Annotated in this window: 22 protein-coding genes, 1 tRNA gene and 1 pseudogene; 17 read left to right on the top strand and 7 right to left on the bottom strand. The window is 54.1% G+C overall.

Translation table 11 applies throughout. The features are described from left to right. The first annotated feature begins 114 nt into the window (after positions 1 to 114). The 7 genes from ENN40_10390 (at position 115) to ENN40_10360 (ending at position 8,577) form a co-directional block, all read left to right on the top strand. Positions 115 to 759 carry a thiamine diphosphokinase gene (locus ENN40_10390; GenBank protein ID HDP95749.1) on the top strand — a complete coding sequence of 215 codons (645 nt, stop codon included), beginning with the start codon at positions 115 to 117 and terminating at the stop codon, positions 757 to 759. Then, a complete protein-coding gene (locus ENN40_10385; protein ID HDP95748.1) occupies positions 746 to 1,459 on the top strand; it encodes a class I SAM-dependent methyltransferase in 714 nt (237 codons plus the stop codon). Before ENN40_10390 ends, ENN40_10385 begins: the two co-directional genes overlap by 14 nt. After that, positions 1,348 to 1,704 carry a hypothetical protein gene (locus ENN40_10380; protein ID HDP95747.1) on the top strand — a complete coding sequence of 119 codons (357 nt, stop codon included), beginning with the start codon at positions 1,348 to 1,350 and terminating at the stop codon, positions 1,702 to 1,704. The genes ENN40_10385 and ENN40_10380 overlap by 112 nt, the downstream gene beginning before the upstream one ends. A 205-nt stretch (positions 1,705 to 1,909) precedes the next feature. Next, positions 1,910 to 2,968, top strand: a complete 1,059-nt coding sequence (locus ENN40_10375; protein ID HDP95746.1) for a hypothetical protein — start codon at positions 1,910 to 1,912, stop codon at positions 2,966 to 2,968. Between the two features lie 113 nt (positions 2,969 to 3,081). After that, positions 3,082 to 6,852, top strand: a complete 3,771-nt coding sequence (murJ, locus tag ENN40_10370) for a murein biosynthesis integral membrane protein MurJ (protein ID HDP95745.1) — start codon at positions 3,082 to 3,084, stop codon at positions 6,850 to 6,852. Between the two features lie 2 nt (positions 6,853 to 6,854). Beyond that, positions 6,855 to 7,952 carry a phospho-N-acetylmuramoyl-pentapeptide-transferase gene (locus ENN40_10365; protein HDP95744.1) on the top strand — a complete coding sequence of 366 codons (1,098 nt, stop codon included), beginning with the start codon at positions 6,855 to 6,857 and terminating at the stop codon, positions 7,950 to 7,952. Between the two features lie 13 nt (positions 7,953 to 7,965). Further along, positions 7,966 to 8,577, top strand: a complete 612-nt coding sequence (locus tag ENN40_10360) for a hypothetical protein (GenBank protein HDP95743.1) — start codon at positions 7,966 to 7,968, stop codon at positions 8,575 to 8,577. Here the strand turns inward: ENN40_10360 and ENN40_10355 are convergent. The 3 genes and pseudogenes from ENN40_10355 to ENN40_10345 form a co-directional block, all read right to left on the bottom strand. Beyond that, positions 8,567 to 10,093 (bottom strand): ATP-binding protein, encoded by a 1,527-nt coding sequence (locus tag ENN40_10355; GenBank protein HDP95742.1) that lies wholly within the window; start codon positions 10,091 to 10,093, stop codon positions 8,567 to 8,569. The two genes, ENN40_10360 and ENN40_10355, sit on opposite strands and share 11 nt — an antisense overlap. A gap of 586 nt (positions 10,094 to 10,679) precedes the next feature. After that, positions 10,680 to 11,228 (bottom strand): annotated as a pseudogene (locus tag ENN40_10350) (gliding-motility protein MglA). Positions 11,229 to 11,268: 40 nt separating this feature from the next. Further along, entirely contained in the window at positions 11,269 to 12,705 is a 1,437-nt protein-coding gene (locus ENN40_10345; protein ID HDP95741.1) for a TIGR04013 family B12-binding domain/radical SAM domain-containing protein, read from the bottom strand. Here ENN40_10345 and ENN40_10340 point away from each other — a divergent pair. Next, the gene (locus ENN40_10340; protein HDP95740.1) at positions 12,661 to 13,563 is read left to right on the top strand and encodes a glycosyltransferase; all 903 of its coding nucleotides are present in this window, start codon (positions 12,661 to 12,663) and stop codon (positions 13,561 to 13,563) included. The two genes, ENN40_10345 and ENN40_10340, sit on opposite strands and share 45 nt — an antisense overlap. 497 nt (positions 13,564 to 14,060) lie before the next feature. Then, positions 14,061 to 14,648 (top strand): NUDIX domain-containing protein, encoded by a 588-nt coding sequence (locus tag ENN40_10335; protein HDP95739.1) that lies wholly within the window; start codon positions 14,061 to 14,063, stop codon positions 14,646 to 14,648. Positions 14,649 to 14,692: 44 nt separating this feature from the next. Here ENN40_10335 and ENN40_10330 read toward each other — a convergent pair whose 3' ends face one another. The 4 genes from ENN40_10330 to ENN40_10315 form a co-directional block, all read right to left on the bottom strand. After that, positions 14,693 to 15,214, bottom strand: a complete 522-nt coding sequence (locus tag ENN40_10330) for a hypothetical protein (protein HDP95738.1) — start codon at positions 15,212 to 15,214, stop codon at positions 14,693 to 14,695. A gap of 100 nt (positions 15,215 to 15,314) precedes the next feature. Continuing rightward, entirely contained in the window at positions 15,315 to 16,382 is a 1,068-nt protein-coding gene (gene ychF / locus ENN40_10325) for a redox-regulated ATPase YchF (GenBank protein HDP95737.1), read from the bottom strand. Between the two features lie 60 nt (positions 16,383 to 16,442). After that, on the bottom strand, positions 16,443 to 17,129 hold the full coding sequence (locus tag ENN40_10320; protein HDP95736.1) for a hypothetical protein: 687 nt from the start codon (positions 17,127 to 17,129) through the stop codon (positions 16,443 to 16,445). An 86-nt stretch (positions 17,130 to 17,215) separates the two neighbouring features. Further along, positions 17,216 to 17,301, bottom strand: a tRNA-Leu gene (locus ENN40_10315). Positions 17,302 to 17,455: 154 nt separating this feature from the next. On the opposite strand from ENN40_10315, the gene thiC reads away from it, so the two are divergent. From thiC to ENN40_10275, 8 genes are read left to right on the top strand one after another with little or no spacing between them, the layout of a single operon-like run. Next, positions 17,456 to 18,730 carry a phosphomethylpyrimidine synthase ThiC gene (thiC, locus tag ENN40_10310; GenBank protein ID HDP95735.1) on the top strand — a complete coding sequence of 425 codons (1,275 nt, stop codon included), beginning with the start codon at positions 17,456 to 17,458 and terminating at the stop codon, positions 18,728 to 18,730. Continuing rightward, entirely contained in the window at positions 18,730 to 19,575 is an 846-nt protein-coding gene (locus tag ENN40_10305) for an MBL fold metallo-hydrolase (protein ID HDP95734.1), read from the top strand. Before thiC ends, ENN40_10305 begins: the two co-directional genes overlap by 1 nt. Positions 19,576 to 19,587: 12 nt before the next feature. Beyond that, entirely contained in the window at positions 19,588 to 20,343 is a 756-nt protein-coding gene (locus ENN40_10300) for a YebC/PmpR family DNA-binding transcriptional regulator (GenBank protein HDP95733.1), read from the top strand. Then, positions 20,340 to 20,855, top strand: a complete 516-nt coding sequence (gene ruvC, locus ENN40_10295) for a crossover junction endodeoxyribonuclease RuvC (protein HDP95732.1) — start codon at positions 20,340 to 20,342, stop codon at positions 20,853 to 20,855. Before ENN40_10300 ends, ruvC begins: the two co-directional genes overlap by 4 nt. Continuing rightward, on the top strand, positions 20,852 to 21,445 hold the full coding sequence (gene ruvA / locus ENN40_10290) for a Holliday junction branch migration protein RuvA (protein ID HDP95731.1): 594 nt from the start codon (positions 20,852 to 20,854) through the stop codon (positions 21,443 to 21,445). The genes ruvC and ruvA overlap by 4 nt, the downstream gene beginning before the upstream one ends. Beyond that, complete coding sequence (gene ruvB, locus ENN40_10285) at positions 21,442 to 22,455, top strand: Holliday junction branch migration DNA helicase RuvB (protein ID HDP95730.1); 1,014 nt, start codon at positions 21,442 to 21,444, stop codon at positions 22,453 to 22,455. The genes ruvA and ruvB overlap by 4 nt, the downstream gene beginning before the upstream one ends. Before the next feature lie 12 nt (positions 22,456 to 22,467). Continuing rightward, positions 22,468 to 23,373 (top strand): decaprenyl-phosphate phosphoribosyltransferase, encoded by a 906-nt coding sequence (locus ENN40_10280; GenBank protein HDP95729.1) that lies wholly within the window; start codon positions 22,468 to 22,470, stop codon positions 23,371 to 23,373. Next, positions 23,366 to 24,016 (top strand): hypothetical protein, encoded by a 651-nt coding sequence (locus ENN40_10275; GenBank protein HDP95728.1) that lies wholly within the window; start codon positions 23,366 to 23,368, stop codon positions 24,014 to 24,016. The genes ENN40_10280 and ENN40_10275 overlap by 8 nt, the downstream gene beginning before the upstream one ends. The last annotated feature ends 6 nt before the right edge of the window (positions 24,017 to 24,022 follow it).

Below are 24,022 nucleotides of genomic sequence, written 5' to 3'. Positions count from 1 at the left end.
GCGTAAGCGGGAAAACAAAGCCCGTTCCGCATGATGCATACGGATTTGGCCTGATTCCGTATTCATGTTAATCTGGGTTCGCAGCGTCGCACCGGCTGTAAACGCAAAGAGAATATGAAAAAAAAACTTATCACTGCAATTGTTGTATGCAACGGCGTGTTATGTGACGCAGAATGTGTCGCGCAACAGATACGGCGGGCGGATCTGGTGTTGGCCGCCGACGGCGGCGCCCGCCACTTGGCCGCTCTGGGTTTGATCCCGGATGTGATCATCGGTGACATGGATTCCCTTGACCCTGATTTGCTGGACCGTTATTCTGCGGCGGAAGTGATCCGGCATCCCCGGCGCAAAGACAAAACCGATACCGAACTGGCGGTGGAACTCGCTCAAGATCGCGGCGCCGGCCGGGTCTTATTGCTGGGGGCTTTCGGCGGTAGACCGGACCATGTGCTGGGTCATATCTCCTTGCTGTCACGGTTTCCCGGCATTTTGGAGATCCGCGAAACCGGGATGCGCATCCGTGCCTTGCAGGGCCAAATACTTACGTGCATCGATGTCCCGCCGGGCGGGCTGGTGTCCCTTGTGCCCTTTCCCGAGGCTTGGGGTGTGACCACCCGGGGACTTGAATTTTCCCTGAACAGTGAATCTTTGACGCCGGGAACCCGGGGAATCAGTAATCGAGTATCCGGCACGCCGGCGTGGTTGCGTGTAGAAGGTGGCGGTTTGCTCTTATGCAGCCGTGAAAATGGTTTTGATTAAAATGAATTTGAAAACAAGCTTTGATTTCGGTGCGGTGGCGGGCCGATACGACGAATGGTACGAGAGTTATGAAGGCAGGCGCTTTGATATCCTCGAGAAAAAGGCCGTATCGCGTTTATTGAAACGCATTCCCCGCGCAGGGACTTTGCTGGAAATCGGTTCCGGTACCGGCTGGTGGAGCCTTTTTTTCGCCCAAGCGGGATTACACGTGACCGGAGTAGATATCGCGGCGGAGATGGTTGGCATTGCCCAAAAGAAAGCCGTTCCGGGGGCGACTTTTCACCAAGTCGATGCCCATGATCTTCCCTTCAGAGACGATTGCTTCGATGTTTCCGCGGCCATAACCTCACTGGAGTTTGCCGAAAACCCGGAAATTGTAATCAGAGAGATGATTCGTTGTACGCGATTCGGCGGCAAATTGATTCTAGGGGTATTAAACGCGGAATCACCATTCAACCGGGCACGTATGCATCAACCCGATTCGCCTTATGCGGCAGCGCGTTTCTTTTCTGCTGAAGAACTTCTCAATCTCCTGAGACCCCTGGGCCGGGTACGGGTAATTCCCTGTGCATATCCATTTTCTTTGAAATGGCCGCCGTTGGTCGGGAAGTGGCTGGACCTGATCCAGCAACGGCTCGGGTGTCACGATGGCGCCTTTCTGGCTGTGGGGGTGAAGCTGTGCATATCCAGGCTGAATTGAATTTCTACCCACTGGGATCGGATGCGGTGGGTGAACGGGTTAAGTTGTTTGTTGATGGGTTATCTGTGCCGGGAATTGCCGTGTATCCCGGTCCCATGAGCACCATGATCGCCGGGGAGGACGTCAAAGTGTTCCAGGTGGTGCATCAATGTTTTTCGATGTCAGCCCAGGCGGGATCCGTGGTGTTGTGCGCCCGTTTCTCCAATGCTTGCCCCGTTCCCTGCACGCCGGCTCGGGATGGGTGATTCAAGGAATCCAAAGCGGAAATTTTGGCAAGAGAGCGGCAACAAAAAAAATCAGGCATGGTGGTCAAGGCTGCGGGATCAAGTCAAGATGTCATAAAACCTCTTTCTTACCAGAATAAAGCGATTCTCCCAATTGCCGGAACAGGGGGAATCGTCTTTGCCAACTTCACTGAATGGTGCTACAATCAACGATATTTGGAAATCCATGCACAGAAGCCGCAAAACCCATATCCCGCCCCGCAACCGGTTGATCTTTGGATTGGCGAGACGGTTCGGGATTTGGGGGTTTCGCTTGTGGTGCCGCCCCCACCTGGAGTTTAATCCGGAATTGAAAAAAACAGAGGACAAGGGGGCGGTATTTCTTTACGCCGCTTTGCACAAGAGTCTTTGGGAAACCACGGGCATTCAGGTGGCATTGACCATATCCGGAATGGAAGTGCCCTGGGTCGGCATGGGCGACAATCTGGTTCGCGGTCGTTTTTTTCAGGGTATCGTGGAGCGGGCCGGCGGTTTCCTGATCCGACGTCCCCGCAATCGCCGGGATCTGATCCTGTCTGCCCGGCAATTGCGGGACTCCGTTTTTTCTTTGCTCGAAACGCGCAGGTCGGTTCTGGTGTTTCCCGAAGGCACGCGTCGGTGCATTTCCGACCATCATTGCCACGGACCTTTTTTTCCGGCGGTTTTTGAAGCCGTGCTGGAATATGCCCGAGTACAAAAAGGACATGGAGATGAGAAGATACCTCCGGTTTTTATTGTTCCGGTGAACGTAGATTACGCGAAGGTTCGAGAAGACCGGGAAATGATCCGGCGCCGCAGCGGACCCTTGACCCTGCACGTTCGAGATTCATTGAAGATGTTCCGCCATATAGGTGATGTTTATGTCTCTTTCGGGATGCCCCTGAACGTGTCCTCGTTGACGCATATCGACCGTCGCTCCCTGGCGGAACAAACCCGCAAAGCATGTCTGGACTTGGTGAAGATACTGCCGGTCAATGTGGTGGCTCACGGCATGCTGCGGGCCTATCGGGATGGCCGTATCGAATCCAAACACTTTCATGACGGCATCGCAGCTGTGATGGACGATTTGAGTCCGTATGAAAATCGCCTGCGGGGAATGTCCCTGGGGGATGAGCCGACGGAATTGATCCGCCGGGTCGCACGTTTCAACCCGCCTTTCCGTGACTTTTCCAGTCGAACATTGCCCGTTGTGCGTCTCTATGCCGACTACATCGCCCACCTGTTGCAGCCTCCTGTTGTGGCTTGAATTCTGACAAGATGCGCTCGAGGAAGTTATCGACATGGCGTTCCGCCCACGAGTAAATCCAGTGGCCGACTTCGTGTAAAAACCTTGTCGCCTGTGGTATACTGGCAGGCAATATGACAGCCAAGAGGATCGTGTTTACCGGTGGCGGGACCGGCGGTCACGTATATCCCAACATCGCCATCTACGAAACAATCAAAGCCGCACATCCACAGGCATCTTTTCTCTATATTGGAACACGGCGGGGCGCGGAGGCGCGCATTGTTCCAAGAATGCCCCAGCCGATGGGTTTTGTGACCGTACCGTCCATGGGTTTGCCCCAAAAAGTACGTAACCTGAAAACCGCTTGGGCATTGGCGGTAATATTGGCGGGAACGGTAAAGAGCTTTTTTATTCTGAAGCGTTTTCGTCCGGATGTCGTGGTGGGCAGTGGTGGCTACGTGGCGGCCCCGGTGATGCTGGCGGCCTCCATATTGAAACTCAAGGTGTTTGTCCACGAACAGAATGCGGTTCCCGGGCGCTTGAATCGCATGATCTCCAGGTATGCCAGTCGAATCGGGGTGTCATTTGCGTCATCAGCCCGTTTTTTCCCCAGTGAAAAAGTGGCGGTTACCGGTTATCCCCTGCGCCTTGCCATTACGGAATCAGCTGTCGGTGATATCCGGCGCAAGTTGCTGATTCCGGACACCAACCGGGTGGTATTTGTATTCGGCGGCAGCGGTGGAGCCCGTACCATTAACCAGGCCATGATCGAACTCATGCCCATGTTGATAGCCAGGAGAGATCTGACCGTGATTCTTTCCACCGGCAGGGGGTATTCCCGGGAGTACAAGGCTTACGACGACACCATTCGCGGGCTTGAACGCATCGGCTGCCCCATCGAAATTCCCGGCCGCCTGATCATTCGTGAATACTTTGATAATATCGATGAGATTTACGCGGTGGCCGACCTGGTGGTATGCCGGGCCGGAGCGGGAACCATTAAAGAGATCACCACCGTGGGGTTACCGTCGATTGTTATCCCCAAAAGCGATCTTCCAGGTGACCACCAGATCCTGAACGCCATTGAAGTCGAAAAGTCCGGCGGCTGCCGCGTTGTCTATGAAGTCGTCAACCCATCGGAGGTACGCAGAGAGCTGGAAGTTCCGGAAGTCGCGCTGTTTCAGTCGATCACTGAATTGCTCGATGATGATGCGGTTCTGCAATCGATGCGCAATGCCCTGAAAGTAACAGACCCGCGGGAAAGCAATTTAAAAATTCTTGAGGAGATTGATACCCTGGCGAGCGGCCATCCGCAAGCAGAGGAAAGGGAAATTCGTGTGTTCTATCTGCAGGAATCCGAGACCGAACTCACTCATGAGCTGGTGTTTGAAGCCACCACGGTAGGCAACACGCTGTGGAGTGATATCAGCCTGGATTCCGGGGGAGTCGAAGCCATGGCGGAAATCCGCCAACTTGGCGGCGGGGAACGACTGGTCATTAAACCCAAGCGGGGTCCGGTGCGGGTGAACAAGGAGCCGGTCCAGAAATGGGCTGAATTGGTTGCCGGGGATATCGTCGAGGTTGGAACGCACACGCTTTTACTCAAAAGTTACCAGGAGAAGATCACAAGTATTCGTGACTTGAAATCCACCACATCCATGATGATGGGTTCATCTCTGGGGATCATTTTTTCACGGCTCAGTGGTTTTGTTCGGGAAATGGTCTCCGCAGCAGTTTTCGGGGCCGGCCGCGCAATGGATGTATTCGCCGTGGGGTTGACCGTTTCGAACTTCATGCGCCGCATTGTGGCGGAGAACGCCCTCGATAACGCCTTTCTGCCGATTTTTCTGCGACTTTTTCACCGCAGTTCCCGCAAAAAGACCTGGGAGGCATCATCTTCTCTTATCAACTTTACCCTGCTGATTTCCCTGTTGCTGACCGTCAGCGGTATTCTGGTCACCCCCATGCTGATCCGTTTGTTGTACCCGGGTTTCGTCGCCAAGGGCATCGTGGGGCTTACCGTGAATATGACGCGCCTGATGTTTCCATACCTGTTTCTGGTAACCGTGGCCGCCATACTCGGGGTGTGGCTGAAAGCGTTCAGTCGTTTTGGATTGGCGGAATCATCCGCCGCCCTTTTTTCAATCGGCACCATCGCAGGAATTCTCATGGGACACGCATGGCTGGGTGTATATTCCCTGGCTGCCGGCGTATTGCTGGGCGGACTGTTGCAGATCCTTTTTCTCATACCGTTCACGTTGCGCATCCTGCGCCAGCCGGCCCTGGGTTTTTTCCATCGGCCCAGGATCCATCTCTCCAGTACCGTCAACAAGAAATACTATCGGCAACTTGGACCCATTTCCCTGGATGTGTTTTTGTCCAATACCTCTGAAATCGTGAATCAATCGCTGGCTTCTGTCCTGCCGAGTGGTTCAATCTCTTTCCTGTATTTCTCACGCCGCATATTCAGCTTGCCTTTTGCCGTGATTTCTCAGGCCATAAACAGTGTCATCCTGCGGCAGTTTTCCGCAAAAATCGCCCTGTTCGACCGTGAGAGGGCTAAGCGCCTTTTCGTAGACGGCATCCGTATCAATCTGTTTCTCTTGGTTCCGGTATCCATTTTAATGATCTACCTGGCCAATCCACTGGTTTCATTGCTGCTGCAGCGCCACAGTTTCGATTCGCTGGCCGTAAGCCGTACGGCATACGCCTTGCAGTTTTACGCCATCGGTCTGGTGGGGTGGGGAATCCATTCTCTCACGGTACGCATATTTTCTGCGCGTCTGGATATCAAGACTTCCATGAAACTCAACTTCTTTATGTTGGCCGTCAATATCATTCTGGCCATATTGCTGGTTAGAACATCACTGGGTTATGCCGGCCTGGCGCTGGCCGCATCCATTTCCTATATGGGGTTTGCGCTGATCCGCATCGTGGTGTTGCGCCAACGCTTACTTGGTGACGAAATCCACGTGGAATCGAAGCAATTGGTCACCAGCCTGGCCAAGACCGCGGGGGCGGCACTGATGATGGTGATCGTTCTGGCGGAGTCCCGCCAACTGTTTGCCCGCATTGTTTTTGAATCCCGGGTCCTGGAACATACAGTGACCCTGCTTTCACTTTCCTTTGTCGGCATAGCCGTCTATTTTCTCTCCTCGCTGTTGTTGAAGAACACCGAGATCCTTTTCTTTCGCAATCGCTGGTTGCGGCCATCCGTTCAGCCTCCCATTTCCATGCTCTCGCCTTTCCGTTTCCTGGAAAGGGTTTCCGGCGATCCCAACACCTATCGCCGTGATTTCCATTATAAGATCAATCTGTATTGTTCCAGCCCGGAATGGGAAATACGCAACGTGGGCGTCAAGCTGATCGGCTTGTTTCAGGATACATCAAAAGTGTCTCTGCTCGTCAACCTCCTCCGCAATACCCGGGAGAAAGGGTTTATCCGGCGTAATGCCTTGACGGCATTGTCACAAATGAAGAGTTGGGATCCGGAATGGCAGCAACTGTTTCGCCGCCTTCTGCAGGACTCCTATTACGAGGTGAGGGTGGCTACACTCAAGCACCTGACACTGACATTGTCGGACGAGGATTATGCGGATTTCAGCGACCTGGTGAGAGAACGCTTGCGTCGCGGCGGGGTAGAGGAGTGCCTTGCCGCCATGAAACTGGTGGCCACTCATGGAGCAAAAAAAGATCTGGATAGCATGGAAGCGTTTTTCCTGCATCCCAATTCATGTGTTCGCGAGGGATTGCTGGAATTATTGCTCTCCTTTCATCGCCGTGGCCACCTGACCGGGGAAGAGGTAAAAGAATTGATTGCCCGCGTGTTGATCACGTCCAACAACCTGCAGCCCGAGTTCCGGCTCAAGGCCTTGATCCGCCGGATTTATGAGGAGATCGGTTAAACATGGTTCATTGGCTTATTGATTGGATGGGATCGATTCCCGGGCAGCGCCTTTTCGGCTACATCAGTTTCCGTGCCCTTCTGGCCATGTTGACGGCATTTGTCATGGGCGTGTTCCTCGGCCGGCATTTAATCAACATCATTTTTCAGCTTCGTTTCCGTGACCGTATCAGGGATTACGGAGACATATCCAGTCGTGATAAAGAAGGTACTCCCACCATGGGGGGGCTGATTATTTTTCTGGCTTTTCTCGTGGCGGTGTTGTTGTGGTGCCGATTGGACAACATGTTCGTGGGGATTGTGGTGTTTGCTTCCTTCTGGTTTGTTTCCCTCGGTTTCTTTGACGACTACCTGAAGCACATGCGCGGCCACAGTGATGCCGGGCTCAGCCGCGCCGCCAAGTTGTTTTTTCAAGCCGTGTTCGGCTTGATCCTGGCATGGTTGGTCCTGTCCCCGGAAAGCACGCCCTTTCCAGCCGAAATCGCCCGAGGCCTGTTTGTTCCTTTTTTTAAAAACCCCGCCGTGGACCTGGGATTTTTCTATTATCCTTTTGTGATTCTCACCGTGATCGCCATATCGAATTCAGTGAACTTCGCGGACGGACTGGACGGCCTGGCCACGGTTCCCGTGGCTTTGCTGGCGGCGGTTTACGCCATATTCGCTTACATTATCGGGAATTCGGTTATCGCGGATTACCTTTTATACCCATTCGTTCCCGGATCAGGGGAACTGGTTGTCGCCATGGCTGCGCTGGTGGGAGGGCTGGCGGCGTTTCTGTGGTTTAACACTTATCCGGCTCAGATTTTCATGGGGGATACGGGAGCCATGTTTCTCGGCGGAGTCATTGGAACCACTGCGGTTATGCTGAAAAAGGAATTGCTGTTTATTATTGCCGGCGGGATTTTCGTTCTTGAGTTTCTTTCCGTGTTTATCCAGGATTACGTGGGGATTAAGTGGCTGAAACGTCGCATCTTTTACCGTGCGCCCATTCATCACACCTTTCAATTCCTGGGCATTGCCGAGCCCAAGATCGTGATCCGCTTCTGGATTGTTTCCGTGTTGTTTGCCCTGATCAGCCTCATCAGTATCAAACTGCGATAACGGGAGACCCCACATGAAAATGAGTGATTCACCCCTACAGATCGCGCTTCGATTTCTCAGTCATCATATCCGTGAATTGATTACCTATATGGGAATACGCGCTGTAGTGACACTGGCTGCCGTGCTTGCGCTCTCCGCGATGTTGGTACTGGGTAGATTGGTATCATACGAGTGGTTTTTCTGTATGTTGCCGATCCCTGCGTTGGTATATGGTTGCGCCGGGCCTGCGCTGCGGAGCAGAGAGTGGCGTCTGGTTTCGCTTTTTCTTTATGAAACCCCCAAAGCGCTTCCGCGCCGTAACAGGATCTTTCAACCGTGGTGGCCGGCCGCACTGGACTTTCTGGCCGCAGATTTTGAAACGCCCTTGTCCTCTGAAAAACGCCGCCGGCTTGTGAGGAATTGGCGTATAAAACGGATGGGCCTGGAATTGCTTACGCTGTTGCCGTTTGTGGCAGTGGGCGTTGTTCTGGCATGGCAGGCACCCTGGCCGATAATTGCCTACGTGATGATGACCGCGCTGGTGGTGGGGTGGGGATTTGCCGCCGGAAGTCTGGCGCCGGTATTCGTCCTGATGCTTGTGGTTAGAGCTTTTCCCGGGGTATGCCGAAAAGAATTCAATCATTGAATAGGGGCTGCGAGCGGTATTGCAGGGCCTCTTGGATATGACGGCTGCTGATTTGTGCCGCATTTTCCAGGTCCGCAATGGTACGGCCTGTTTTAAGAATGCGAAAATAGGCCCTGGCACTTAAGCGGAAGCGCTCCACCGCTGTTTGCAGAAAACGTTCCGCCTCTTGGGAAAGCCTGCAGTGGCGCTGAATCTGCGGGTTTTCCATCTGGCCGTTGGCAAAGATATGTACTGCATGTTCCTTCTGGAAGCGTTTCAATTGGATATTTCTAGCTTGATCCACCCGTTGGCGAATCAGGCTGGATGCTTCCGCCGTTTGACCGGCGGCGATGTGCTGAACGGGAACCCTGGGCACTTCGATCTGTAAGTCGAAACGGTCCAGTAAGGGGCGGCTGATGCGGTTGTGGTAATGACGCCGGTTCATGTTGGTTCCCGCTTGACTCACGTCCGGGCTGCTTTCAAACCAGGGATTCATGGCTGCCACCAGCATGAAACGGGCGGGGAATGTGGCTGAAGTCAGGGCACGGGAGATGGTGATGCAACCATCTTCCATGGGCTGGCGCAAGACTTCCAGCGCTGAGCGGCGGAAAAGCGGCAATTCATCCAGGAACAGAACACCATTGTGGGCCAGGGAGATTTCTCCAGGGGCGGGGTGTTTTCCCCCGCCGCTGATGCCCACAGCGGAGATCGTATGGTGAGGCGAGCGAAAAGGCCGCTCACTCTTCAGACCGCCGCTGCGGTTGAGGAGGCCGGCAACACTGTAGATCAAAGAGGTTTCCAGGATTTCTTCCCGGGTCATTCCCGGTAGTATGGATGGCAGGGATTTGGCCAACATGGATTTTCCCGATCCCGGGGGACCGACCATCATCACATTGTGAAATCCGGCGGCTGCAATCTCCAATACCCGTTTGGCAGCATATTGTCCGTGGATGTATTTGAAGTCAGCTTTTGTGTTGCCGCAAACGCTTATGATTTGCGCGGATTCAGGAGTGAATTCTTTTTGATTAAGCAGAAAGGCCATGACCGTTCTCAAATCATTCAAGCCGTAGACTTCAATGCCGTTTACGTGAGCAGCCTCAGCGGCATTGGCCCTGGGCAGCACCACGCCACGCAATTCATTTTTGCGCGCAAACATGGCCAGGTTCAAAGCGCCGCGAATGGGCTTGAGGCATCCGTCCAGGTCGAGTTCCCCGGCGTAGAGGAAGTCGGTTAATCGTGAGCGGTTATGGATGCGGAATTGGTGGGAAAGCACTGCGGCGGCCATGGGAAGGTCGAATGAAGATCCTTCCTTGCGCAAATCAGCTGGACTGAGATTGATTACGATCTTTGTCCCCGCGGGAAACTCGTAACCCGCATGGCGGACTGCGAAGCGGATACGTTCACGGCTCTCCCGTACCGCACCGTCCGGTAGTCCCACAATGGTGATCCCCGGAATGCCGCGGGAGAACCCGGCCTCAACATCTATGGGTACAACCTCGAGGCCGCAGATCGAAGCGCTGCGAATACGGCTGATCATTTTTCCTCCCCCGGTCAGCCGCCGTGCGTCAAAAAAAATATAGGCAAGGTCAAAACAGATGTCAACCCCGGGGCTGTGGGAAAGTTGGAGAGGGAGGCAACGGCCCTGAACCGGGATGTCAGCGTTTCAGGTCGAAAACCAGCGTTACTTTGCGGGTTTCCGGGTCCAGGTTCAGATCGATGCTGTGAATGACACTTTCCTTGGAGTTGCGGATATCCACCGTTAAACGCGAATCCGTAACCGGTAATTTCTGGATCAGGGTCAAGCGTGATTTATCCTGGTCCTCATTCAGAAACTGGGCCGCCAACTCTCGGATGGAGTCCAGAACCGCGTTGTCTCCTTTTCCGTTTGATGGCTCTTTTTGGTTTCCCGACACAGCGGGGGCGGAGGCTTCCAATTCGGCTTGATAAAACGGGCGGGTTTTCGGTTCATCCAGGCGTTCCACGGAAAACTTGCGCATCGGCAGGGCGGATTTATCAATGATCTTCTGGCTGTTATTGGTGTCGAATTGGACAGGCATGCTGACGGAGGTGGAGAGGCCCTGTTGGGCGTGGATCGAGGCTTTGATCAACGCCAGGGTTTTGCTGGAAATCTCACGCAGTGTTTCAATGACGCCGCTTCCCGAGGTGGCTACCGCCTCAAAATAGGGAGCATTGAACACATTCAGGGTCTGGTTCAGTACAACCGTGGGGATGATGCTGCCCAGGTCGCGTTTGTTGTATTGAAAAACCAGCGGCATCTTTTCAATACTCTTTCCGCAGGCCGCAAGGTTGACCTTCAGGTTCTCCAGGCTCTGGGTATTGGCCTGTCCCATTAGCTCCTGTGAGTCCGCCACAAAAACCACACCATCGGCTCCTTTGAGTACCAGTTTGCGCGTGGCGTCGTAAAAAATCTGTCCCGGTACGGTGTATAACTGGAATTTGGCTTGATAACCCTTGATCAAACCCACGTTCATGGGCAGAAGATCAAAGAACAGCGTGCGTTCAATGTCGGTTTCGATGCTGACGAGTTCTCCGCGGCTTTTGGGATTGGTAATGGAAAAAATATACTGCAGATTGGTGGTTTTCCCGGACAGGCCCGGACCGTAATAAACGATCTTGGCGGTCACCTGCTTTGCGGCATGGTTTATGAACATGAATGACTCGCCCCGATTTTGCCATGATCCGGCAGGCGTGTCAAGATAACCGCGTCTCTTTGGTTGTCAGGAACCGTTCATATGTACAGGGATGATGCTCTTGCACCCAAGCCAGGTAACGGCGGGCGACCCGGGCGCCGAGCTTCCAATGGCCGGTAATCAATCCGTCCTTTTCCATTTGCAACAATTTCTCTCTACCCTTGATTCCGGGAAACGAGGGCAAGGCGTGTTGAAGGATGGTTCCCGGCAGCGGCATGAAGTGATGAACCTGGGCGTGGATGCGGTGATTGCGGTGCAGGCGGCGAATGAAATTCAGGGTGGTAATCAATTCCTGCAGCGACTCATTGGGGAAGCCGACCATCACATCCAGGTTCACCCCGAATCCAGCCTGGTTGGCCGCAATCACTGAAGCCTCGACATCCTCAGGTGTGTGTCCGCGCCGCAGGCGGCGCAAGCGCTCGGGACAACCACTCTGAGCCCCCAGGGTAAGACGGGTGTGGGAGACGTGTTCGCGCAAAAGGCGCAACCACTCACGATTCAGGGAACCAGGGCGGATCTCGCTGGGGAAGATGCCGTATTCGATGTGACGAAACCCGATGTGGCGGGCGGTTGCCAGTAAATCCGCTACCGATTCCAGCGGGTCTGTGCCCGTATGGGAATCTCGGTATTCCAGCGCTGAGGGCGAGATGAAATTCACACGCCTGGCCCCATAGCTGTGAAGCTGCTCTAAGTAATCGCGCGCTGAGTCCAGGGAACGGAAACGGAGGGGCCCCGACAGGGGGACGGCACAATAGGTGCAATTGTGAGCGCATCCCCGCATCAGTTCCAGGGGCGGCAAGGTGCGAACAGAGCGTGAATAGGGCAGCCACTTGGAAATGTCGTTTTTTCGACCGCCGGTGTATTCCGGTTTCAACTCGAGACCGGCCTCCAGGTTGCGTGCGAGTTCGGGAAGCGCCGCCTCACCGTCGCCGGTGATTGCGGAGTGAAACCCGATCCGGCGCATAAATTCAGGGTCAGCGGCGGCATGAGGTCCCCCGGCCACCAAAACCACGCCCTTTTCGCGCAGGCAAAGAATCTCGGTATGCAAATCCGGTAACTGGGTTGTCAGGAATGAGTAGAGCACGGTATCGCCTCGTCCTGCACCATCAGGCGGTCCGTTCACCACCTGAATGACAGGCGCCCCAGGGATGGTTTCCCAGGCATTGAGAAGCAGGGGAACACTCAGTCGCGTCAACGGGGTTATCCGGAAGAACACACGCGGAGTCGGCATTAGACCCATTCTAACACACGCCGGATCCGAAGCGGTTTGCGCATGCCTCATGTGTAGGCGGAGAAGCTCTGCCGCATTGACAGGCGCTTGCGTGGTAGGGTAGGATAAGACACCGGTGGGTTTGCTTTTCCGGAATTCCATTTTCGGTTTGAGGAAGTGTGTATGGATGTCTCCATCGTAATCCCCGTACGCAACGAAGCCGGCCATATCGAGGCATGTTTACGGGGCGTTTTTCTGCAGCATACATCCATGAACATGGAAATCATCGTCATCGACTCCGGGTCCAGCGATGGAACCCGGGAAAGGGTCGCCCACTTCTCCGGGGTTCGCCTCATTCGTCAGACCGAAGCGGATTTTGGTCATGGCCGTACCCGCAACCTGGGCGCCCGATTGGCCCGGGGCAAATGGGTGACATTTTTGAATGGTGATGCCGAACCGGTCGGCCCAAACTGGTTGGAAAACCTGGTACGCCCATTGAGGCGTGATCACGGTTTGGCCGGTGTGTTCAGCCGCCACTTGCCGCGTCCGGATTGTCCCATTTACATGCAGCGGGACCTGCTGCGTGCATTGCCACCGGGCACCGGTGTTGTGCTGAAGCAATGGGATTCCCGAAGGCCGATGCATTTTTCAACGGTCAGCGCGGCAATACCGCGCGCTTTGTGGAAAGAGTTCCCTTTCAGTGAATCCATTGATATCGCGGAAGATCAGGAATGGGCGCGCAGGATGCTGCAGGCGGGGTATCGGATCCTGTACGAACCCCGTTCCCGGGTATTCCATTCGCACGATTATTCACCCGGGGAAATGCACCGGCTGAAACGGGCCATGTCCCGCGCGATCCCCCGCTTCCACAATCGCGCATCCGCCTGGATCATGGGGTTGCCTCTGTGTCTGGGCGCTGCGCTGATGCGGATCCTTGGGGATATCTGTTTTATCAAAAAACAGAAGCCGGGGTTCTTTGGCTTTTTTTGTGAGATCGGCCAGGCCGTTACGGCTCGGATCTCTGGTTTTTCGGGTCGTTTCATGGGCTGGCTGATCGCCGCACGTTACGGGGGAAACGAAAAATGACCCGGGCGCAATTGTTGCGTAGCCTGGCCCCCGGCTTTCTGCCCCTGATCGTGTTCATTCTGGCCGACTCCATCTGGGGAACACGGGTCGGACTCGTGGTGGCGGTGGTTTTCGGGGTTGTTGAACTGGCTGTTGCGTGGCTGAGAGAGCATGTTCTTGATCGTTTTCTGTTGTTGGACATGGGGCTGATCGTATTGCTGGGGTTGACTTCCCTCTGGCAGGGTAATGATCTGTTTTTTAAATTGAAACCGGCTGTGATTGAAGTGTTTTTTGCCGTTCTGTTGGGGATATCCGCGTGGTCCAATCGTAATATCGTGTGGATGATGTCACGGCGCTACATGAAAAATCTCTACATGGACGCGACTGCCTTGAAACGCATGCAACAAGCCATGCGGCCGTTGTTCTGGTTTTTTTTGGCGCATGCGGGGCTCACGATTTATGCGGCCCTTGCCTTGAGCCGGCAGGCATGGGCCTTTATCAGCGGCGGCCTCTTTTACATGGTGTTTGTGGGGTTTGCCCTGGCGCGCATTTTGAAACACAGATGGAACAAATTACGCTGGAAAAGAGATTATAAAGACGATGAGTGGTTTGATTTGGTGGATGAATCCGGACGCGTGAAGGGCCGGGCACCACGGGCGATTTGTCATTCTACGCCAGGTTTGCTTCATGCGGTTGTTCATCTCCATGTACTGGATGACCGGGACCGGATTTTCCTGCAGAAGAGACCCATGTGCAAAGAGATCCAACCGGGAAGGTGGGACACTGCGGTTGGCGGACACATCCACTCGGGGGAGAAGGTCGAAGACGCCTTGAAACGGGAAGCATATGAAGAGATTGGATTGAGAGAATTCCGCGCAGTATTGCTGGGCGTCTACCGCTGGGATTCAGCGGTGGAATCGGAACTGGTCTACCTGTTCCTCACACGCCATTGCGGTCCATTTTCTGTAAACCCCGATGAAGTGGATGATGGCAGGTTCTGGCGTATCCGCCAGATCCGCGAGCAACTCGAAAACGGCATTTTCACGCCCAATTTCAAGACAGAATTTCCCTGGGTAGTGGAAAACCACCAGAAACTCCTGGCCTGAATCGTTTAGCCATCTCAGAGGCAAAGAAAAATGTCTCGAAGGATCTATTCAACGTCAATGATGCATTCGCTGATGAATTCTTCGGAAAGATTTAGATTCAGGGCGGTGGCCACAATTCGGTTGACGTGTTTTTCTACATTCCCATCCCGCAGAATCACGCTGAACAGGGCTCCCAGTAGAGTGTCCTTGTCGCGATTACTCACCACCGGGATGTTGGATGAAGTCAACTTGTCAATAACGAATTTTACATCTTTGGGGGTCAGGATCGAATCGTCCGCCATGATCACGACCACGACGCTTTTCATGCGGCGGATGTTGAAAACCGCATCAGAGATCTCACTCATGCGACTGACATCGTAAATGCTGACGTTCTTGCGGGTGACCACCTGGGCTGTCTTGGCTTCGGAGACGTACTTGGTTTTCATATGTTTGGGATAAAGCACCGCGATGTTCTCCACGTCGGGAATGGCTTTTTTGATAATGAACCCGATCTGGGTCAGGGTTTGGGGTTGGAGAACACTTCCAAACAGGACCAACGCCATCAAGATGAATGTGGTTTTCTTCATTTTTCCCTCATATCCTCCGAAATCTATGCAGAATGTATAGCACTACCAAAAAAAAGTCAACAAGTATGGAATTGGATAATTGTCTTTTTTTGGTAAACGCTTACTTGTTGAAGCGGAAATGCACGATTTCGCCGTCCTTTACGGGGTAGTCTTTGCCTTCCAGGCGCAGTTTCCCCTTTTCCTTGGCTTGGGAAAATCCTCCGGCGGAAAGAAAATCACTCCAGGAAATCACTTCGGCACGAATGAAACCCTGTTGAATGTCGCCGTGGATTTTTCCGGCCGCATTCCAGGCGGATTCGCCGCGAGAAATCGTCCAGGCCCGGGTTTCATCATGACCTACGGTGAAAAAAGAGGCCAGGTTCATCAGCTCGTAGCTGGTCTGAATAAATGAATCGCGAAGGTATTGATAATCGCTCAGACCGAATTCAGTCTGGAAAAGGGCGCGCTCACGGCTATCCAATTCCAGCAGTTCCGTTTCCATGCGGCCGCAGAAAACCTGGACAGTGCGTTGGTTTATTGCAGGACGAGCCAGTTTCAAATGTTGATGATAGTTGTTTTCGTCTGCGTTGACCAGGTGGAGCAGGGGTTTCTGGGAAAGAAAAGAGAAACCCCTTACCCGGGACGCCTCGATTTCATTGAGCGCATATTCACGCAAGGGGCGGTTGGCTTCAAGGTGTTCCTGGAGGCGGAGCATCAGGTCATGTTCTTCTTTTAATTCACGTGACCCGGTGCGGCGCATATCCGTCTCCAGTTTTTCCCTGCGCTTGTCCATGGAGACGAAATCCACCGCGATGATTTCCGACTCCATGTGGTCGATGTCTCTTTGGGGATCAACGGAACATGCGGGATGGGGAATCTCGGGGTCCGTGAATCCTCGCACGATGTGGATCAGGCCGTCTCCCCGACGCAACAGGTCGACGAAGGCACTGTTCTCGATTTCACCGTAGCCCATGGAGCCGGTGTCCAGGTATTCGATTTTGGCAAAAACCGGGGGTGTATCAAAATGGGCGGCCAGGTTTGCCAGGCGCGAATCCGGAACGTCAACCACGGCTTTGTGCAACTCGTTGTGAGACGAAGAAAACTTGGATACGGTTTCCCGTTGTCTGGCCAAGAGATTGAATAACAGTGTTTTTCCGGTTTTGGGATAGCCGAAAATAGTCAGGATCATGATTCAGTATACTCTAAAGCTTGCAATACGGCAAGGCAGGCGGGTTGACAGGCGGACGGGTTACTGAACCAGGGAACTCAACTGCAAACGGGTGCCGTTGAAAAAGAACAGTTCAATGGCGTGATAAAAAAAGTAGAGGGAAAAGGCCAAAAGCAAAAAGCCCAGAAAACGAATGATTTTCCGGGTACGGGATGGGGAAAAAAGCGCTTTCATGCGACTGGCGATAAACACGATCAGAGAAAAGTAGGTCATGGCGCCGGCGGTGACGACAACGAAGAATATGACCTCATAGCGTAGTTCCATGGGGATAAAGACATTTACCCGGCTCAGAAAGGAAAGACTGACCATCCAGGAAACAATTCCCAGGGGATTCACCAGAACCATGGCCAATCCCTTGAGCACCGCCCAGCGTTTGCGGCGGATCTTGGTCACGAGTTTCTCTTCTTTTTTTTCGATGAAGCGCGCGTCTTTGAGCGCGACCAGTCCCAACACCGCAGTAATGATGGTGGTAAACAAGAAAAAGGAAGCCTCCATGTAGCGGGAAGACATGAATGGAGAAATTCCGAAAAAGGCGCAAGTGGCCCAGACTGCATCCCCGAGGGCCGCTCCGGCGGAAATGCTCAGGGCCTGGACGTAATGTTTCTTCAGGGCCGTGTGCAGGATTTCCAGGTTGACCGGACCGATGGGAATACATAAAAAGAAAGAGATAAAGAAACTGGCTACGTAAAAGAGGATAGTGGAAATCATGAAGGCTGATTCTAGCAAAAGACCGCAAAAAGTCAACCATGCCCGTTATCGGCCGTAACCAGGCAAAGCCGAGAAAGAGCGAAGATTGCCGGGAGCGGGAATCGAACCCGCACAGGGATTGCGCCCCGAGGGATTTTAAGTCCCTTGCGTCTGCCAGTTCCGCCATCCCGGCACCAATGAACTCTAGCACATTGCAGGGTCCGGATTCAAGTCGGGTAGTTGCGCACAGGCACCTTCAAAGGTCAATATCAGAGGGAATCCCGCTGTTCGGGAGCGCTCTTGATTTGCCCGCGTGAATAGGCTACACTGCCAGCAAAGAGATAACCATGACGCAAATGGGACTGGCTCGGCGGGAAAAGATATCCCCTCAGATGATTCGGGTCGCGGATCGCGAAGGTCTGGATGTTGAGTTCATTCGTCGCGAAGTGGCGGCCGGACGAATCGTAATCCCGGCAAACCGGCGGCATGAGCGTCTGGATCCAATCGGCATCGGTAAGGGACTGCGTACAAAAGTAAACGCTAATATCGGTACATCCAAAGATTTTCCCCATGTTGAAGCGGAATTGAGAAAGCTGGAGATCGCTCTCCGCTATCAGGCGGATACGGTTATGGACCTTTCCACCGGGGGAGATATCACCGCCATCCGCCGCACCTTGCTCGCTCATTGTACCATCCCTTTCGGCAACGTTCCGGTGTATGAGATGGTGGTGGACGCCAATCGCAGGCAAGTTCCGTTTGTGGACCTGAAAGCGGATGAAATGTTTGCCTTTATTCGACGCCAGGCGGAAGACGGCGTGGATTACATGACGGTTCACGCCGGTTTAACCGGGCGAGCGGTGGAATACCTGCGCAACCAGGGACGCACAACCAACATAGTGTCCAGGGGTGGATCGCTGGTAACCGGTTGGATGATGCACAACCAGAAAGAGAATCCATTTTTCGAAAGGTTCGATGACCTGCTCCAGATCGCCGAAGAACACGATGTCACCCTTTCACTGGGAGACGGACTCCGACCCGGTTGCCTGGCGGATGGCACTGACCGTGCGCAGATCGAGGAATTGATCACCCTTGGAGAACTTGTGCGGCGTTGTCGCGCGGCCGGAGTCCAGGTCATGGTGGAAGGCCCCGGTCATTTGCCGCTGGACCAGGTCGAGACCAATATCCGTTTGCAAAAAAGCCTTTGTGAAAATGCCCCCTTCTACGTTCTGGGTCCCCTGGTTACCGATGTGGCTCCCGGGTATGACCACATCACTTCCGCTATAGGCGGAGCCGTAGCCGCCGCTGCCGGGGCCGATTTTCTTTGTTACGTGACCCCTTCCGAGCATCTGGGACTTCCCGATGAAGATGACGTACGCATGGGAATCATGGCGGCGAGGATCGCGGCGCATGCCGGAGATATCGCCAAGAAAGTCTCCAATGCCGCTGAATGGGACCGCAATATGGGTATGGCGCGGCGCAACCTGGACTGGGAAACCCAGGAACAATTGGCCATGGACCCGCAGCGTTTCCGCGAGGTGCGGGGGCTGCGTGCAACCGCCACCAATGCCTGTTCCATGTGTGGTGAATACTGCGTTTACAAAATTTTGGAAGGTAAGCTCTGATGGCGGGGTTCGCTTTCACTTTTTTCGGAGTGCGAGGAAGTTATGCGGTGGCCGGGCCGCAGTTCCTCAAGTACGGCGGCAATACCGCCTGCATACTCTGCGCTTTTGCGGAGGCAAACATCATATTAGATGCCGGTACCGGCATTATCAATCTGGGGCGGCAACTGGTGGAGCAAAAAGCGCAACCCCGCGACATCCATGTTTTTATTTCCCATTATCACATGGACCACATCCAGGGCCTGCCTTTTTTCCCGCCCCTGTACGAACCCGGGATCCGCGTGGTAATCCATTCCCCCCCTTATTCGCTTAATGACGGCAAAAATCCGCTTCACCAACTGTTTTCATCTCCCTATTCTCCCATCGGATGGGATTCTATCCAGGCAAAAGTGGAATTTCGTTCCCTGGAATCAGCCGGAACGGCGTTTTGCGCCAAAGGCGTCCGGGTGCAGGCGGAATCGTCATCCACGCATCCCCGTGAGGGTGTATGGGCATTCCGGGTCAGCACGGATGAACGCAGCCTGGTGTATGCCACCGACGTGGAATTCCCAGAGGGGATGGATGCAAAAATGTCACGGTTGTGTCGCGGTACGGACGTACTGGTGCATGACGCACAGTATCTGGATGAGGAATATTTCGATACATCCCGTCCACGCGAGGGATTCGGACACAGTACCGTTTCCATGGCCGCGCGCAATGCCGCCGGCATGGATGTGGAAAAACTCTTTCTGTTCCATTACGATCCCGGGCACGATGACAATTCCTTGGAAGCAGCCCTGGTACGGTGCCGCGAGCAGTTCCCCGCATCCTTCCTGGCACGGGAAAATCAACGTATCGAAATCAGCTAAAGGAGTTAAAGCATGTCGGGTCATTCCAAATGGCATTCCATTAAACACAAAAAAGCCGCCACCGACGCCAAGCGGGGCAAGATCTTTACGCGTTACATCAAGGAAATCACCGTGGCCGCCCGCCTGGGGGGTGGTGATCCCGAAAGCAATGCGCGCTTGCGTCATGCCGTAGATGGGGCCCGTGCCGTCAACATGCCCAGCGACAACATCAAAAAGGCCATCATGCGGGGCACCGGGGAACTGGAAGGGGTCAACTACGAGGAAATCACGTATGAAGGTTATGGCCCCGGCGGCGCGGCCATTTTGGTTGAAACGCTGACGGACAATAAGAACCGTACCGTTGCGGAAGTGCGCCATACTTTTGACAAATATGGAGGAAAATTCGGAGAATCGGGTTGCGTGGCCTGGATGTTTAGTCGTTGCGGTTTAATCGTGGTTTCACGGGAAGCGGTTGAAGAGGACGCGTTAATGGAAGTGGCGTTGGAGAAGGGCGCGGAGGATTTCCGCACAGATGAAGATGGCTTTGAAGTCGTGACCACTGTCAAGGAATTCGACGTTGTGTGTGCCGCCATCGCAGCGGCGGGAATACCGGTGAGCACTGCCGGGATCTCCATGTTGCCTACCACAACGGTAAAGCTTGAAGGCAAAAACGCCCAACAGATCCTGCGCCTGACCGAAAAGCTGGAAGATCTGGATGACGTCCAGAATGTCTGGTCCAATTTCGACATCGACGACAGTGAAATGGAAGCCTATCAGTCCGGTTCATGATCGTTGCGGGATTTGACCCCGGTTCGCGCCGTTTCGGCGTGGCGTTGCTCCTGGAACGACAGGGGACAATCCGGATGTTGCATTGTGAAACCATCTCATTGAAACAGATGGATTTTCTGGAACGCATGCAGGCCATGTGGCACAATTTAAATGAAATTCTGGAGCGCTTCCGTCCGGACGAAGCCGCGCTTGAAGAAGGTTTCCTGGGTGCGAACGCCCGTTCACAAAATGTGCTGGCACAGGTCAGAGGGGTGGTAATGGCAGCCATGATCCACCATCAGGTGCCTTTGTCCCTCTATTCGCCCCGCACGGTCAAGCAGGCCGTAACCGGCAGCGGTAACGCGGGTAAAGATCAGGTGCAACGCATGATGGGGCGGTTGCTGTGTCTCGAATCCGGTGCTTTTAAAGAGGATGAGAGTGATGCCATGGCCGTGGCCTATTGCCACCTGTTGAGCCGTCCCAGGGGCGTGATGAAAAGCGCAAGAACAACTGAGAAGAGGAGGCGGAAATGATTGCCGGAGTACGGGGGCGCATCCGGTCCTGCGAACCCGGGGTGGTTTCAGTGGAAACAGCATCCGGCCTGTTCATGCGTGTGATGGTACCTGTTTCCATTTTTTCGGATTTCGCTCCCGGCCGGGAAGTGGAGTTGTTTACCACGCTGCGTTTAAAGGATGATACTTTCCAGTTGTATGGATTCTCTTCCCGGGAGCAGCGCAGCTGGTTCGAAGAGCTGATCACCATATCCGGAATTGGCGGAAAAATCGCCCTGGCGCTGATATCGGCTTTCTCCGCCGATGAATTGGCGGGAATCATCGATGCCGGCGATTTTGTCCGCCTGAGCAGCGTTCCGGGAATCGGAAAAAAAACAGCCCAGCGGGTGGTTCTGGAAATGAGTGGGCGATTGGGGCGGGTGGTTGATGATAGTGGCGATACCCGAATTCCGGCTGTGGAAAACGACCTGGTTTCCGGGCTTGTCAACCTCGGGTTTTCTCTGCGACCGGCGCGAGATGCCGTATCCAATGTTCTGAAATCCCCTGGTGGAGCGGAAAAACCGTTCAACGAGCTTTTTAAACTGGCGTTAAAACGGATCAGCAGGCAATGAAAATCGAAAACGGTGCAGAGGAAGGCATTCTCGACAGCACCCTGCGCCCGCAGCAGGTTGATGAATTCATCGGTCAGAAGCGCAAACTCGCCAATCTGATTACCTATATCCGCGGTGCGAGTGAGCGCAATGAGCCCCTGGATCATGTTCTTCTCCACGGTCCGCCGGGGTTGGGAAAGACAACCCTTGCGCATATTATCGCCAGGGAGATGTGCGTGGAACTGCGCAAAACCTCGGGGCCGGTATTGGAACGGAAAGGCGACTTAACCGCAATTTTAACCGACCTTGAACCCCACGGCGTACTATTTATTGATGAAATCCACCGACTGCGCACCGCTATGGAAGAGATCCTCTACCGCGCAATGGAAGACTTCCAAGTGGATGTGATTATCGGCCAGGGTGTGGGCGCCCGCAATGTGGCCCTTGATCTAAACCCTTTTACCCTGGTGGGCGCGACCACCCGTGCCGGACTGCTTTCTTCGCCTTTGCGGGATCGCTTCGGAATTCTGATGCACCTGGACTTTTATTCAAACGCGGACATGCTGCGGGTGATCCGGCGCAGCGCCAATATCCTTGGGGTGGAAATCTCGGAAACGGCGGTGCAAAGTATAGCCGGCCGCTCCCGGGGAACTCCGCGCGTGGCCAACAAGTTGTTGCGGCGGGTGCGGGACTTTGCCCAGGTAGAGGCGCGGGGTGGTATTGACGACCAGATCGCCGAGAAAGCATTTTTTGCGCTGGGCGTTGATGAAGAAGGGTTTGATGAGATTGATCGGCGCATCATCCACGTGGTGATCGACAAGTTTTCCGGTGGCCCCGTGGGCCTTTCCACCCTGGCCACGGCTGTAATGGAAGAAAAGGATACCATTGAGGATGTGTACGAGCCTTTCCTGATTCGCCAGGGATTTTTAAAGATCACCCCCCGCGGACGGGTGGCTACTGAAAAGGCCTACATCCATTTCAAACGCGAAAGCAGCGAAAAACCAGGTCCGTTATTTCGCGAAACAGAGTAGGCGGGAACGGGGATGGACGCGCCAAAGCACCTGATTGGAACCGCCGGGTTGGTGATTCGGTCCATGCGGCCCAGACAATGGATCAAGAACCTGTTTGTTTTCGCCCCCATCCTCTTCTCCATGAACATCTTTCAGCCGTCCCATCTGTTGAGGGCATCCGCCGCGTTCCTCTTGTTCTGTGCATTGGCGGGCGTGGTCTATCTTATCAACGACATTGTGGACCGAGGTGAAGACCGTCATCACCCGGTGAAGCGCCATCGACCACTGGCCTCCGGTCTGCTGCGGGTAAATACGGCATTGTTCTGGGCGGCGGCGATTGCGCTATGCTCCCTGTTGGTGTCATGGGTATTCAGCAAAGCTTTTTTCTGGACGGCATTGACCTATATGGCGATCAACATAGCCTATTCACTGTGGTTGAAGGCGGTGGTGATTCTGGATGTGATGCTGATTTCAGCGGGATTCGTCTTGCGCGTGATGGCCGGGGGATTTGCGAACGATATCCCGCTATCGCCCTGGATCCTGCTGATTACATTCCTGTTGTCGATCTTTCTGGCCCTGGTCAAACGCCGACAGGAGATGATGCGCTCTCAAATGTCTGAGGAGGGTGGTTCCCGGTCGCGGGCCATTTTAGATAAGTACAACCTGCCGTTTCTGGACCAGTTGATCGCCCTGTCAACCGCCACCACCTTGATCTCCTATTTCATGTACGTGCTGGATCCGCGGGTAAAAGGAAAGTTTCACACCGATTGGTTGATTGTAACCATTCCTTTCGTGGTTTTCGGTGTATTTCGTTATCTGTTCCTGGCATATGTAGACAACCGGGGAGAGAATCCCGAAGAAGTGGTGATTACGGATCTGCCTTTCCTTATAAACGCCCTCTTGTGGCTGGCCGTGTTTGTGTGGATACTGTATGCCTGAAGAAGTCAGACAGGATGAACTTTCCGTTTTGCGGCGCCTGGCAAGCGGTTTTCTTTCCGAGGATGAGCTCAGTCGCCTGAGCGAAGAATTCGCTCATCGACAACGGATTCAGGTCGCGTTGATCCAACACCCGCGCTTTCCTCAGAAACGCGCGTTGAATATCCTTTCCACGTTGTTTCCCGGTGATCTGTTGCGGGTCATTCGTAACAAACGAACCAATCCCCTGGTTCGCAAGCGTGGCGAGCTGGAATTTGTAAACAAGTTTCAACGCCTGCCGCTGGGAGAGAAGATCTCCTGCTTGAAAGCCGCGCCCGCGGATTTGCTGCGCCATTTTCGTTCTTTACGGGATGTGCGGCTGTTGCGGGCGGTATTGACCAATCCCTGTTGTACGGAGCAGGTGGTGTTGGACATGTTGCAGGCCGGCAACGATCGTCATGGTTTGTACCGGGCCCTTGATGGTTTGCCATGGATTAAACGTCCGGCGGTGGCTTCCGTGATCAGCCGGGATCCCCAGGCAACTGTAAAGGTTTTGCTCTCACTGATCCCCCTGCTCAACCATGCGGATCGTGAGCGATTATTGCGCGGGAAAAGTACTCACACATCCGTTCGCGAACGCATTCGCCAATTTTCACAGCGTTCATGAACGGCC

The sequence above is a fragment of the Candidatus Aminicenantes bacterium genome, assembly GCA_011049425.1.
Lineage (GTDB): Bacteria > Acidobacteriota > Aminicenantia > UBA2199 > UBA2199 > UBA876.
This window is presented reverse-complemented; position numbering and strand designations above follow the sequence as displayed.

What these genes read in the sequence shown, in the direction of transcription:
- murJ (HDP95745.1), top strand. Translation starts at nt 3,082, where the DNA reads ATGACAGCCAAGAGGATCGTGTTTACCGGTGGCGGGACCGGCGGTCAC.
- ruvB (HDP95730.1), top strand. Translation starts at nt 21,442, where the DNA reads ATGAAAATCGAAAACGGTGCAGAGGAAGGCATTCTCGACAGCACCCTG.
- ENN40_10365 (HDP95744.1), top strand. Translation starts at nt 6,855, where the DNA reads ATGGTTCATTGGCTTATTGATTGGATGGGATCGATTCCCGGGCAGCGC.
- ENN40_10385 (HDP95748.1), top strand. Translation starts at nt 746, where the DNA reads ATGGTTTTGATTAAAATGAATTTGAAAACAAGCTTTGATTTCGGTGCG.
- ENN40_10390 (HDP95749.1), top strand. Translation starts at nt 115, where the DNA reads ATGAAAAAAAAACTTATCACTGCAATTGTTGTATGCAACGGCGTGTTA.
- thiC (HDP95735.1), top strand. Translation starts at nt 17,456, where the DNA reads ATGACGCAAATGGGACTGGCTCGGCGGGAAAAGATATCCCCTCAGATG.
- ENN40_10360 (HDP95743.1), top strand. Translation starts at nt 7,966, where the DNA reads ATGAAAATGAGTGATTCACCCCTACAGATCGCGCTTCGATTTCTCAGT.
- ENN40_10380 (HDP95747.1), top strand. Translation starts at nt 1,348, where the DNA reads ATGGCCGCCGTTGGTCGGGAAGTGGCTGGACCTGATCCAGCAACGGCT.
- ENN40_10320 (HDP95736.1), bottom strand. Translation starts at nt 17,129, where the DNA reads ATGATTTCCACTATCCTCTTTTACGTAGCCAGTTTCTTTATCTCTTTC.
- ENN40_10300 (HDP95733.1), top strand. Translation starts at nt 19,588, where the DNA reads ATGTCGGGTCATTCCAAATGGCATTCCATTAAACACAAAAAAGCCGCC.
- ruvC (HDP95732.1), top strand. Translation starts at nt 20,340, where the DNA reads ATGATCGTTGCGGGATTTGACCCCGGTTCGCGCCGTTTCGGCGTGGCG.
- ENN40_10375 (HDP95746.1), top strand. Translation starts at nt 1,910, where the DNA reads ATGCACAGAAGCCGCAAAACCCATATCCCGCCCCGCAACCGGTTGATC.
- ENN40_10280 (HDP95729.1), top strand. Translation starts at nt 22,468, where the DNA reads ATGGACGCGCCAAAGCACCTGATTGGAACCGCCGGGTTGGTGATTCGG.
- ENN40_10330 (HDP95738.1), bottom strand. Translation starts at nt 15,214, where the DNA reads ATGAAGAAAACCACATTCATCTTGATGGCGTTGGTCCTGTTTGGAAGT.
- ENN40_10340 (HDP95740.1), top strand. Translation starts at nt 12,661, where the DNA reads ATGGATGTCTCCATCGTAATCCCCGTACGCAACGAAGCCGGCCATATC.
- ENN40_10355 (HDP95742.1), bottom strand. Translation starts at nt 10,093, where the DNA reads ATGATCAGCCGTATTCGCAGCGCTTCGATCTGCGGCCTCGAGGTTGTA.
- ENN40_10345 (HDP95741.1), bottom strand. Translation starts at nt 12,705, where the DNA reads ATGGCCGGCTTCGTTGCGTACGGGGATTACGATGGAGACATCCATACA.
- ENN40_10305 (HDP95734.1), top strand. Translation starts at nt 18,730, where the DNA reads ATGGCGGGGTTCGCTTTCACTTTTTTCGGAGTGCGAGGAAGTTATGCG.
- ENN40_10275 (HDP95728.1), top strand. Translation starts at nt 23,366, where the DNA reads ATGCCTGAAGAAGTCAGACAGGATGAACTTTCCGTTTTGCGGCGCCTG.
- ruvA (HDP95731.1), top strand. Translation starts at nt 20,852, where the DNA reads ATGATTGCCGGAGTACGGGGGCGCATCCGGTCCTGCGAACCCGGGGTG.
- ychF (HDP95737.1), bottom strand. Translation starts at nt 16,382, where the DNA reads ATGATCCTGACTATTTTCGGCTATCCCAAAACCGGAAAAACACTGTTA.
- ENN40_10335 (HDP95739.1), top strand. Translation starts at nt 14,061, where the DNA reads ATGGTGTTTGTGGGGTTTGCCCTGGCGCGCATTTTGAAACACAGATGG.